The organism is Pseudoalteromonas sp. SR43-2 (assembly GCF_014163885.1).
In the GTDB taxonomy this organism is placed as follows: domain Bacteria; phylum Pseudomonadota; class Gammaproteobacteria; order Enterobacterales; family Alteromonadaceae; genus Pseudoalteromonas; species Pseudoalteromonas distincta.
In genome coordinates this window covers 17,286-29,616 of sequence record NZ_JACJED010000007.1, presented here as the reverse complement: position 1 = coordinate 29,616, position 12,331 = coordinate 17,286, and the positions used below count along the sequence as shown (strand labels likewise).

Here is a 12,331-nt window from a genome sequence, read left to right as displayed (position 1 = left end):
GAGGTAACTATGTCGCAAACAATGATAATTAGGCTGCTTAAAACATCAATAGTGCTTGGGTTGTGCCTTATCGTGACTGGCCATACGTTAATTGTGTCGAACTACTTTACCGTCGAGCATGGTATTAAAGGAATAATTATAGCAGCGGCATGCATTGTTGTAGGCGTGCTGCTGTCGCTTCCCACTAAAATATATTTAACAGTATTATTGATGGAAGCCGAAAAACGTTATTTAAAAAACCATAAAAGCACTCACTCTAAATAATTAAAGTGCACTTAAATTATTAATTTCTTTATTACGTTTTTCTAGTTTGTCTTTTACGTTTTCGGCGTCATTAAATAGCTTTTTAACCGAATCTGGGTTCAAAATACTGATCCCCTCTGGTGCAGCCGACGTTGTGTTTGGAGTTGAAGAGGTATTTAAAATAGACGTGTCTTCTGCAGCAATAACAGTAATATCTTTAGGATCGAGTTTTACTTCAATACTTTTTGCATGTGGGTTAGGTGTATCAGAAAAGTGCCATTGGCCTGTTTCGTCTTGCCACTTAAAAATTTTACCACTTGAGGTAGCATTTGCAGCAATTGGTTCATCAGAAATACTGCTCGCAATTTTATCGCCAGCTTGCTTAACGCCCAACACTGCTTGGTCCAAAGTATTGCTAGATAGCGCGACCATTTTTTCTTTAATTTGCTGAGATTCACTGCTAATTGATGATGCAGAAAGCCATGTTTGACCATCGGGCTTTTTTAAATAAAACAAAGAGATGACTGCAATAGCCATGATTGATATAGCTAAGTAGGTAAAGTATTTCATAGCGTTCCTGCTTTAATTAATCCTTTAATGTCTTGAGTCTAATAAAAAATACTTAATTAGGCAATTTTTTGTACCCGAATAAAAGAAAATAAAAACGCAGCCGAAGCTGCGTTTTTATTTGCGATTTAACTACATCGTAGTAACGTTAAATACCGTCACCATCCATGTGTAGTCCACATTCTCGGTTTAAACCAAAAAAGCGAGTTTCTTCCTCTGTCATTCCTGGTTCTAACTTACGTGTTGTATGTACGTCACCCATCGACACATAACCTTGTTCCCATAATGGGTGGTAAGGTAAATCATGCTTAGTCAGGTACTGATACACGTCGCGGTTAGACCATTCAATAATCGGGTACACTTTAACGGTACCACGGCTTATTTCTACAAACTGTTTATCAGCACGTGTAGATGATTGATCGCGACGCAAACCACTAAACCACGTGCCCGCTTCGATCTCTTTAAGTGCGCGGGTCATCGGCTCAACTTTATTAAGCTGGTTATATTGCTTAATGCCGTCCTCGCCTTGCTCCCACAACTTGCCAAACTTAGCTTCTTGCCATGCTGGGCTTAGCTGCGCTCTATACACCTTTAAGTTAAGTGATAAACGCTCACTCATTTGTTCAATAAACTGATACGTTTCAGGAAATAAATAGCCTGTATCGGTTAATACAACGGGAATATCTGGACGTTGTGAGGTCATTAAATGCAGCATTACTGCCGCTTGAATACCAAAGCTAGATGATAAAAAAGCCGTATTAGGCAAGTTATCAAGCGCCCATGCAACACGCTGTTCTGCGCTCATATTCGCTAGCAAACCATTAGCATCAGCTAACATAGCCGCTTGGCTTTGTTTATCTAGCTGTAAAATGTTTTTAAATTCACTCATGGTAAATTCCAAACCTCACCAGCGCTTTGGCGCTGGTATTTAATTAAGCGTGAAAATCGGTTACTGATACTTTTACTTCAGCAACTATGCCTTTGCGTATAACAAAGTCACCAAAACACTCACCATCGTTACGCTCTTTTGCCCATTGCCCAATGAGCTTATCGAATGCTTCTAGGTAAACGTCTTCGCCTACGTTCTCAAGGTACAATTTAGGAATACGTGTACCTTCTAAATTACCACCTAGGTAAACGTTGTACTTACCTGGGCCTTTACCCACTAAACCAGCTTCTGCAAGCATTGCGCGGCCACAACCGTTAGGGCAACCTACAACGCGCATAATAATGCTGTCATCTGGTATACCGTGCTTAGCAAGTAATGCTTCAGTTTTTTCTACTAGGCTTGGTAAGTAACGCTCTGCTTCGGCCATTGCAAGTGGGCACGTTGGCAGTGAAACACACGCCATAGAATTTTTACGCTGCTGCGAATCTTTGTCGTCAATCAGGCCGTGGCTACGTGCAATTTCTTCAATCACGGCTTTTTGATCTGCAGGTACGCCAGCAATAATTAGGTTTTGGTTTGCCGTCATACGCATGTCACCTTGGTGAACTTCTGCGATTTTACGACAACCAGTTTTAAGCGGCTTGCCTGGGTAGTCTAAAATACGACCACTTTGAATAAATAGCGTTAAGTGGTGCTTACCATCAATGCCTTCAACCCAACCAATACGATCGCCACGGTGAGTAAACTCAAACGGGCGGCTTGGTGCAAATGTAACGCCTGAGCGTTTTTCTACTTCTGCTTTAAATACATCAACGCCAACACGGTCTAATGTGTATTTAGTTTTTGCATTTTTACGGTTTGAACGATTACCCCAATCGCGCTGCACAGATACAACATGCTCTGCAATTTTTAAGGTATCTTCGAGCGTAATAAAGCCAAAGTCATCAGCCTTACGCGGATACGTAGCCGTATCACCGTGAGTCATGGCAAGGCCACCACCAACAAGTACGTTAAAGCCAACAAGCTTGCCGTTATCAGCAATTGCCACAAAGTTTAAGTCATTCGCATGCACATCAACTTCGTTATTAGGCGGAATGGTTACCGTTGTTTTAAATTTACGCGGTAAGTAGTTAGATCCTAAAATTGGCTCTTCTGTGGTTTCTGCCTTTTCGCCATTTAGCCAAATTTCAGCATACGCTTTCGTTTTTGGTAATAAATGTTCAGAAATTTTTGCAGCCCAGTCGTAAGCTTCTTGGTGTAACTCAGACTCAACAGGGTTAGTAGTACAAAGCACGTTACGGTTAACGTCACCCGCTGTAGCAATAGAGTCTATACCTACGCTGTTAAGCATTTGGTGCATGCCTTTAATATTCGGCTTTAATACACCATGAAACTGAAACGTTTGACGCGTAGTTAGACGAATGCTGCCGTAGCTTGTTTTTTCATCAGCAAACTTATCAATTGCTAACCACTGCTCTGGCTTAATAATACCGCCAGGCATACGTGCACGTAACATTACATTATGTAGCGGCTCTAGCTTTTGCTTAGCGCGCTCACCACGTATATCGCGGTCATCTTGTTGGTACATGCCATGAAAACGTATTAACTGAAAGTTATCGGCAGTAAAACCACCGGTAATTTCGTCTTTTAAATCTTGCTCTATGGTGCCACGTAAAAAGTTACTTTCTCTTTTCAAACGTTCGTTATCAGAAAGTTTTACGTTTTTATCTTGTTCGCTCATTTTAAATCCTAAATTTGTTACAGTGACGGCTGCTAGCTGTTAAATAAAATAAGAAACGTGATTAATACACGTCTTTCTGATAGCGGTTTGCGCTACGCAAATCTTTTAAATATTGCTCTGCGTCTTCATTGCTCTTGCCTGTGTTTTCTTTAACGATATCAACCAAGGCGTTGTGTACATCTTTTGCCATGCGATTTGCATCGCCACAAATATAAAAGTGAGCGCCGGCTTCTAACCACTCAAACACGTCTTTACTGTTACTGCGTAATTTGTCTTGTACGTATACTTTTTCTGCTTGATCGCGGCTAAATGCAACATCTACTTTGTTAAGTAAACCCGATTTTAAATAACCTTGTATTTCTACTTGGTATAAAAAGTCTTGAGTGAAATGTGGGTTACCAAAGAACAACCAGTTTTTGCCTTGTGCTTGACGCGAATCACGCTCTTGTAAAAATGCACGGAACGGCGCAATCCCCGTACCTGGGCCTACCATGATCACAGGTGTATCATCGTTAGTTGGTAGACGGAAATTGTCGTTGTGTTCGCTAAATACTTTAACTTTACAACCTTCCTCTGCACGACGAGTTAAGTAACCAGTACAGCCACCTAAATGCTCGCTATCAAATGCATCAAACTGTACTAGACCTAGTGTTAAATGTACTTCATCTTCAACCTCAGCTTGACTAGATGCAATTGAGTACAAACGAGCTTGTAGTTTACGTAGGCAATCTACTAATGTTTGCGCATCAATTTTTGCTGGATTTTGGCGAATCACATCAAATATTTGGCGAGGTTCAATATACGCACGCATTGCAGCTTTATCTTCTACAAGCTTTAATAATTCAGGCGTACCTGTTGCTGTTGCGTATTTTTCTACAAAACCTGGGTACGACTGAGTCAGCTCTAGTTTTTCAATAAGTGCATCGCGTACGCTTAGCTCTTCATCACCTACTTTTACAATGCTTGTTGCATCTATTTGAGTAAGTGTAAGTACTTCATCAACTAATACATCGTCATTTAAAAAGTACACACCTAATGAATCACCTGGCGTGTAAGTAATGTCAGAACCTTCAAGCGAAATTTCAACGTGGCGTACATCTTTAGTCGAGTCGCGACCGGTAATTTTTTGAACAGTTAATAGCTCTGCTTCAAATGGATTTTGTTTTGTATATTGGCTTGCTGCAGCGGTTGGAGCACCAAATGGCATTGATACAACTTGACCACCAGCGGCCTCTTGCTGCGCTTTTAAATCAGGTTCAAATGCATCAACTGCACCGGCGATCCACGTAGCGGCTTCATCTTCGTAATCTACATCTAAATCAGCACGTTGATAGATAGTTTGTGCACCGAGTTTATTTAAACGCTCTTCAAAATCTTTTGCTGTCTGGCAGAAAAACTCATAGCTAGAATCACCTAAGCCAATAACCGCTATTTTCACATCGTCTAGTTTTGGCGCTTTTTTAGTGGCTAAAAATTCGTGGAGTGTTTCTGCGTCTTCTGGTGGCTCACCTTCGCCGTAAGTAGATACAACGATAGTTAAAAACTTTTCTTTTTTCAGGGCTGTTGGTTTGTAATCTGACATGCTCACAAGCTTAACTGCTAAGCCTCGCGACTCAGCCTGCTCTTTCATTTTGGTAGCTACACCTTTTGCGTTACCTGTTTGCGAACCATATAAAATAGTTAGCGCTGCTGCATCACCCGCAGCCGGTACGCCCGCCGTAGGAGCACCTAACGCAGCCGAATTAGCATTTGCAGCTAAGTAACCACTTACCCACGCTTGTTGAATTGGATTAAGTTCAGCCACTAAACCTTGCAGCTTTTGTACTTGATCTTGCGATAGCGGGCTTGCCGCAGCATTTAGTTGACCTAACAACATGAATCGATTCCCCATAACCCTGAAAATTAAACACAATACACTTTGTGTATTGTTAAAAATGAGTTTTACCTCATCCAGAGCGTATCTGTTGAGGTTTTCTAAGTTAGTAGGATAACGGGCTCAGCATAGATAAAAAAAGAATAGAATCTGCTTTGATATTCCATTTAGTTATTAATTTATAAAAATACCTTCAAAAACAGATTAAAGACTTATTATTGCCTTTTACTGCATTTTAAATTAACAATTTTGTAACCTAACTAATGTAGGGTATATTCTTCATTCAAAATAAAAATAGGAACAACTATGTTACACGGGAAATATAAAAATAAACTACTTAGTACTGCTTTGTTACTTGGCTCATTACCTGTAATGGCCAATGTAGCTAATGGCGGATTTGAACAATGGTCAGGTAATACACCTAGCTCTTGGAGCACTATTGATAGCGGAATCAGCTTAACGCGCTCAACTAGTACAGTTAAAAGCGGTAGTAGCTCTGCTGCTGTCAATGTAACAACAGGATCGCAAAGTAACACTGATTTACTACAACAGGTTGCTGTAGAAGCTGGTAAAACCTATAACTTTTCGGCTGATGTTTACCACACCGAAGGTAAAATTAAAGCGCGCTTATATGTAGATGGCTATCAAGGCTATTCAAATCAAGCACAAACTAACCAATGGCAAACAATTAGCCATAGCTATACGCCAAGCAGTGATAAAACAATTAGTGTTGGGCTTAGGTTTTACGATGTAAGTGGATTTGATGGCAGCGAAACCGTATACGTAGATAACTTTTTACCAAATACTGATGGCAACGCATCAACAAGTTGCACCGACAATAGCCTTACCTTAACGCTTAACACCGATAATTACGGTAGCGAAACTAGCTGGGCCGTTAATAACAATCAAGGTAGCGCTGTTGCTAACAGCAGTGGTTACGAATCAAACACTCAGTATGATGAGCAAATATGCCTAACTGATGGTACTTACACACTTGTTATTAGCGACAGTTACGGCGATGGTATGTGTTGTTCAATAGGTAGTGGCAGTTATGCGCTTAAGCAAGGCTCTACCACACTTGCTAGCGGTGCAAGTTTTAATAATACAGACAGCACGGCATTTACTCTAGGTAGTGGCTCTGGTGATGGCGGCGGGAGCAACCCAACACCCACTGGCTACTATGTTACTGCTCAAGGGTTATCGGGTTATGCACTAAAAACTGAGCTTTATAATATTATTAAAGATCATAATGCACAGGGTTACTCAGCTATTTGGAATTTTTACGACTCATCCGCACGTGATACATACTTTGAAAACGATAACAGCATTTTAGATATGTATAGCGAAAAACCAAACGGCTCAGATAGCTACAATTATACTGCGGTGAGTGACCAATGTGGTAACTATAGTGGAGAAGGCGGCTGTTACAACCGTGAGCATTCATTTCCTAAAAGCTGGTTTGGCGGCACTATTGAGCCAATGAACTCAGATGTGCATCATATTTACGCAACCGACGGTTATGTAAACTCAAAGCGTAGTAACTTCCCATTTGGTGAAGTAGCAAGCGCTTCATTTACATCAACCAACGGAAGTAAATTAGGCTCTGCCGCAAGTTCATTAAATTACTCAGGTACTGTATTTGAGCCAATTGACGAATTTAAAGGTGACTTTGCTCGCGCTTATTTTTACATGGCAACGCGCTACGAAAATGTAATAGGCACTTGGCAAACCAAAACGACCTCAAGTAATGCAGTGCTTAATGGTTCAAGCAACCAAGTGTTTGAAAGCTGGGTAGTAGCCATGCTGCTTAACTGGCATAACAGTGATCCTGTAAGCCAAATGGAAATTGACCGTAACCAAGCAGCCTTTGAATTTCAAGGTAATCGTAACCCGTATATCGACCATCCTGAATTTGTAGAAATGATTTGGTAAAAGTTAGCAGTTAAAACATAAGCCTTTGCAATTGCAGAGGCTTTATCTTTTAGTGTGTGATATTTTTTTAAAAATATGATGATTTAAGCTAATTATAAGAAACAGTTGCGATAAGTGACTTTTCAGCTCTGTTTTTCATTAACGCTAAAAGTGAATGATGGAAATCTTGAAATATCATCTCTCCCCATATTCGTGAATAAATACCAAAATTTGTATTGTCTTGCACGGTCGTTTTTAAAGTTAAAATTGTATTGCCGCTTTTATCTTCACTTAGCTGATAACCACCGTAAAGTGGAGAAAAGTATTCACCGCCAAGTTTTACGTGTTTATCGAGTGCGTCATCGGGAATAGCATCTGGGTCTATGTCAAATCTATAAAGCATCTGTTTATTTGGTTGCCAATCCGTAATAACTTCTTTAAATATAACCCCTTTTTGCCAAGTACTTGTGCGAACAGCGCCTATACCGCTTGCATTCATACTTGCCTTTAATGGCTTTGGTACACCAATTAATTGAGTGAGTGAAAAAGGCACTTCCTGTGGTTTTATATCACTCACATTAGCTAACTGTTGCCACACAGCATTGATGGGCGCGTTAATAGTTATTGAATTTGTTACTTCGTATGTTTTTGATAAATTTAAAAAATTAACTTCAATAGGTGAGAGCAATATAGGTAACAACGCGATTGATAATAAAGAACTATTCGCTTTTTTTATTTCACGCTTTCTAACAAAACCCGCAAGTAATCCACCAATGCTGGCAAAAAACATAAAAGCAGGCAAAGCCATAGCCACACAAATACTGCCTTCAAGTAAAGTAATTACACTTACAAATAAAAAAACAAAAATAGGCTGCCAAGCAATCGTGACCATTTGCCTTTTAGTTAATGTTTTTGATTCATTGTACTCAAAGTGAACACGAATATAACCAATTGCAACGGGCACTAAAAACATAAATGATATAGAGACTAAGCTACCTAAATTGTAAGCATTGACTAGCTCTACAAACAGTCGCATAAATATGCCGTAAAGCGTACCAAGTAAAATACCAATTGATTTAGGGGAGTTGAGTTGCATGTCTATTCTTTATTGTTATTAACAATCAGAAAGTAACAGAAGTATTATTCCACCACAAATAAAACAAAATTAACGGCTCCTGCAAGCAAATAGCTTGAAATAAAATGGCTTTCACAGCCACTAAGACTAAAGGATAATAACCTGCCGTTAACACTATACTATTAGGTAAATAGTGCTCCGCATCGTTAATTACAAACCCAAACGCTTGATTTATAAAAACTTTTAATCACCTTCTGTAATTTCATAACTTTTAGTGTAAAGCTGTTTTTTTATTAACTGTATTAAAAACAACCATGCACGACCTTTTGCCTATACATCCCAGCCTAAAAGCTGATTTACCCTGCATATTCAATATTCATTTGCTTTAACAAAAGCCGTATTTATTTGATTAAGCAACAATGTTGCAGGAGAACGCATGCAAACTACACCACCCGGTGATGCACCATCAAACACGCACAAGAATGCTCAAAGCTACGAGCAGCTTCACAAACCGAGTTCAGAGTTTAATACTCGCGACGAGTATCTCGAACATGAATTACAGATTATGCAGCCTAAACGCTGGCGTCCTAATTTACCGTTTAGAGATTACCGATTTGAATTTGAAGACACCATTCCTGCAATGGCGGGCACTATTGGTAAAGTCGTTATGGTGGGTGCTATTGCAGCAACATTTGCAGCGCCTCTTGGATTAAGCGATGCCTTTGTTTTAGAAAACGTGCGCTACGAATTACTCATTGTTTCTATTTTTATCATCTTATTCTCAGGCTTTATTTTACCAACAGCTAACTTGGCTGGTACTCATGGCCCGCTTATACCGTTAATTCCTATTGTAGTTGCAGCTGGCGGCCACCCTATGGCGTTTGGCTTACTCATTGGTGCCTTTGGTTTTATTTTGGCCATAACCAAAGGAGGAAGTATGCTCGCGCGCCTAACCAGTAAAGGTGTATGTGGCGGGCTACTCATTTATTTAGGCTTTATTGGTACTATTTCGCAGGTTAAAAAGCTGTTTGCCTGGGCTGAGGCCATTGATATGGCACACATTGCGTTTATTGTTATTTTAGCCACCATTTTATTGTATGCGCTATTGGAGCACTTTAAAAAGCGCTGGTTAGCTGTGCCGTTAAGCTGCCTTATTGGTGGCGTGGTTGCCTTTGCTTTAGGTGCACCGTTTGAGTTTCATACAGCTCCCGGTTTACCAAATATGAACCCTGCTTACTGGTGGGGCGAAAACACGGGTTGGATGCTTGGCCTGCCAACACTTGAAAGCTTTGTGGTTGTACTCCCATTTGCAGTGCTCGCCGTTGCTATGTGGTCACCTGATTTTTTAGGTCATCAAGTATTTCAAAAAATAAGCTATCCGCAACGCACTGAAAAAGTACAAATGAATATCGACGACACCATGCTGAGCGCATCGGTTAGACAAACATTTGGCTCACTTGCCGGTGGTGCTAACTTTACCTCATCGTGGGGAACCTACATTGTACCTGCTGCTATTGCTAAACGCCCTATTCCGGCTGGCGCCATTTTAACAGCCGTATTTTGTATTATTGCTGGTTTATGGGGTTACCCTATGGATTTAGCCATTTGGCAACCTGTGCTTTGTGTAGCGCTTATTGTAGGTGTGTTTATTCCGCTACTTGAAGCTGGCATGGAAATGACGCGCGAAGGCAAAACAACGCAATCAGCCGCTATTGTGGTATTTGCCTCAACCTTAGTTAATCCGGCTTTTGGTTGGTCGCTTACTATGTTACTTGATAACCTAGGGCTTATTGGCTGTAAAGAGCGCAGCGCAGAGCTAACTAAAATGAGCCGCTGGGTGATTCCACTTATTATGTTTGTGTTACTTACTACTGTAATGGCAATTGTAGGCATGTTACCTGGTATACCTGCGTTAATGGCTGACTTTAGGCATTAAGCCTTAGGTACTGAACCTAATATTTACCCACAAAAAAGCACGGCAATTGCCGTGCTTTTCAATACGTGAATTTACTATATACAAGTTAAACAATTACTGCCAAGAGCGCTCAGCTGCTAGTTGCTTTTCAAATGCATCAATCTGTGGGCTTAGTGTTTCGGTTACACCAATAAAATCTAAGCCACTTAATAGGCGCTCTTTTACGTCTTTACGAATATCAAAACTAATTGGTGCAAACTTACTGCTTGTTAGTGTTTGATTTTCAAGGTCGATTTCAATGTTAATATCGTCGTGCTGCTCGCTAAGTACAAACAATTGCTCAAGCGTGTCGGCAGGTAACGCTATGGCTAACATTTGGTTGTTACCACAGTTATTAAAGAAAATATCTGCAAAGCTTTCAGCTAAAATAACTTCAAAGCCATATTGCTTCAGCGCCCATGGCGCGTGCTCACGAGATGAGCCACAACCAAAGTTGTCGCGCGTTAATAATATTTGTGCGCCTTGGTAGCATGGGCGATTTAAAATAAAATCAGGGTTTGGCTCACCGTTATCTAGGTAACGCCAATCATAAAACAAGGCAGCATCAAAACCTTCGCGGCTAGTTGATGTTAAAAACTGCTTAGGAATAATTTGGTCAGTATCTACATTGTTTTTATCAAGTGGAGCCATTAAGCCACTAAAAAATACGCTCATTATGCTTCTCCTCTAATATCAACAAAGTGACCATGTATTGCAGCGGCTGCAGCCATTGCAGGGCTAACTAAATGGGTACGCCCGCCACGACCTTGGCGACCTTCAAAGTTACGATTAGAAGTAGATGCACAACGCTTGCCCGCTTCTAAGCGGTCGTCGTTCATTGCTAAGCACATTGAACAGCCTGGCTCGCGCCATTCAAAACCTGCCGCTTTAAAAATATCGGCTAAGCCTTCGTCTTCAGCTTGTTTTTTAACTAAGCCAGAGCCCGGTACAATTAACGCCTCTATGCCGGCTACAACTTGCTTGCCTTCAACAATTTTTGCAGCTGCGCGTAAGTCTTCAATACGGCTATTAGTACATGAGCCAATAAATACCGTGTCTACTTTTGCGCTTGATAATTTATCGCCCGCTTTTAAGCCCATGTATTTAAGTGCGCTGCGAATGGCATCGGCTTTAATTAAATCTGGCTCTTTATCTGGATCGGGTATGCACTCATCAACACCAATTACTTGCTCTGGGCTTGTGCCCCAGGTAATTTGTGGCTGAATGTCGTCAGCATTTAGCTCAACAACTAAATCAAAGTGTGCGCCTTCGTCTGTTTTTAAGGTTTCCCAATATTCAACGGCTGCATCAAAATCTGTGCCTTTAGGTGCAAACGGACGACCTTTTAAATAATCATAAGTAATTTGGTCAGATGCAATTAAACCCGCTTTTGCACCCATTTCTATGCTCATATTACATAGCGTCATACGGGCTTCCATTGAAAGCGCTTCAATGCCTACACCACAAAACTCTGCTACATAGCCTGTGCCACCAGCAGTACCTAACTTGCCAATTACCGCCATAATTAAATCTTTAGCTGTAACCGTTGGACGCAATACACCGTTAATTTGAATTTTTAACGATTTCGCCTTTTTTTGCTGTAGCGTTTGCGTTGCTAATACGTGCTCAACCTCAGACGTACCAATACCGTGTGCTAATGCGCCAAACGCACCATGCGTAGAAGTATGGCTATCGCCACATACAATGGTTGTGCCTGGCAAAGTAATACCCTGCTCTGGCCCCATTACGTGCACAATGCCTTGGTTAATTGAGTTTAAATCGTAAAGTACAATACCAAACTCTTTACAGTTTTTATCAAGCGCCATTAATTGGTTTTTAGATACTTCGCTTGCGGCATCAAGTGATCGGCTTTTAGTCGATACGTTATGATCCATCGTTGCAAAGGTTTTTTCTGGGCAACGTACAGTACGGTTTTTTTCGCGTAGACCTGCAAAAGCCTGCGGAGAAGTAACTTCATGCACTAAATGGCGGTCAATATAAAGTAAATCGGTTTGCTCATTTATGCTGGCAACGGTATGTGCTTGCCAAATTTTGTCGTATAACGTTTGGGCCACTTG

The 12,331-nt window shown here is 40.8% G+C and carries 10 protein-coding genes; 3 read left to right on the top strand and 7 right to left on the bottom strand.

Annotation, left to right across the window (positions count from 1 at the left end; all coding sequences use genetic code 11):
• Positions 1-9 precede the first annotated feature (9 nt).
• Positions 10-264: a hypothetical protein gene (locus H5120_RS07920; RefSeq protein ID WP_182674040.1), complete on the top strand. Its 255-nt coding sequence runs from the start codon at positions 10-12 to the stop codon at positions 262-264.
• Here H5120_RS07920 and H5120_RS07915 read toward each other — a convergent pair whose 3' ends face one another.
• The 4 genes from H5120_RS07915 to H5120_RS07900 form a co-directional block, all read right to left on the bottom strand.
• Positions 265-813, bottom strand: a complete 549-nt coding sequence (locus H5120_RS07915) for a DUF4124 domain-containing protein (RefSeq protein WP_182674039.1) — start codon at positions 811-813, stop codon at positions 265-267.
• Between the two features lie 145 nt (positions 814-958).
• A complete protein-coding gene (locus tag H5120_RS07910) occupies positions 959-1,699 on the bottom strand; it encodes a phosphoadenylyl-sulfate reductase (RefSeq protein ID WP_002961106.1) in 741 nt (246 codons plus the stop codon).
• A gap of 43 nt (positions 1,700-1,742) precedes the next feature.
• Positions 1,743-3,440: an assimilatory sulfite reductase (NADPH) hemoprotein subunit gene (cysI, locus tag H5120_RS07905; RefSeq protein WP_002961104.1), complete on the bottom strand. Its 1,698-nt coding sequence runs from the start codon at positions 3,438-3,440 to the stop codon at positions 1,743-1,745.
• 61 nt (positions 3,441-3,501) lie between these two features.
• A complete protein-coding gene (locus H5120_RS07900; RefSeq protein ID WP_182674038.1) occupies positions 3,502-5,316 on the bottom strand; it encodes an assimilatory sulfite reductase (NADPH) flavoprotein subunit in 1,815 nt (604 codons plus the stop codon).
• Between the two features lie 303 nt (positions 5,317-5,619).
• Between H5120_RS07900 and H5120_RS07895 the strand changes: the two genes are divergently transcribed.
• Positions 5,620-7,245 (top strand): endonuclease, encoded by a 1,626-nt coding sequence (locus H5120_RS07895; RefSeq protein ID WP_182674037.1) that lies wholly within the window; start codon positions 5,620-5,622, stop codon positions 7,243-7,245.
• 88 nt (positions 7,246-7,333) lie between these two features.
• Here the strand turns inward: H5120_RS07895 and H5120_RS07890 are convergent, their stop codons facing one another.
• Positions 7,334-8,320 (bottom strand): hypothetical protein, encoded by a 987-nt coding sequence (locus H5120_RS07890; RefSeq protein ID WP_182674036.1) that lies wholly within the window; start codon positions 8,318-8,320, stop codon positions 7,334-7,336.
• A gap of 415 nt (positions 8,321-8,735) precedes the next feature.
• Between H5120_RS07890 and H5120_RS07885 the strand changes: the two genes are divergently transcribed.
• Positions 8,736-10,235: a DUF3360 family protein gene (locus H5120_RS07885; RefSeq protein ID WP_039488646.1), complete on the top strand. Its 1,500-nt coding sequence runs from the start codon at positions 8,736-8,738 to the stop codon at positions 10,233-10,235.
• A gap of 93 nt (positions 10,236-10,328) precedes the next feature.
• On the opposite strand, the gene leuD is transcribed toward H5120_RS07885, so the two are convergent.
• Both leuD and leuC read right to left on the bottom strand, forming a co-directional pair.
• Entirely contained in the window at positions 10,329-10,928 is a 600-nt protein-coding gene (leuD, locus tag H5120_RS07880) for a 3-isopropylmalate dehydratase small subunit (protein ID WP_182674035.1), read from the bottom strand.
• A complete protein-coding gene (gene leuC, locus H5120_RS07875; protein ID WP_182674034.1) occupies positions 10,928-12,328 on the bottom strand; it encodes a 3-isopropylmalate dehydratase large subunit in 1,401 nt (466 codons plus the stop codon). Before leuC ends, leuD begins: the two co-directional genes overlap by 1 nt.
• Positions 12,329-12,331: the final 3 nt, after the last annotated feature.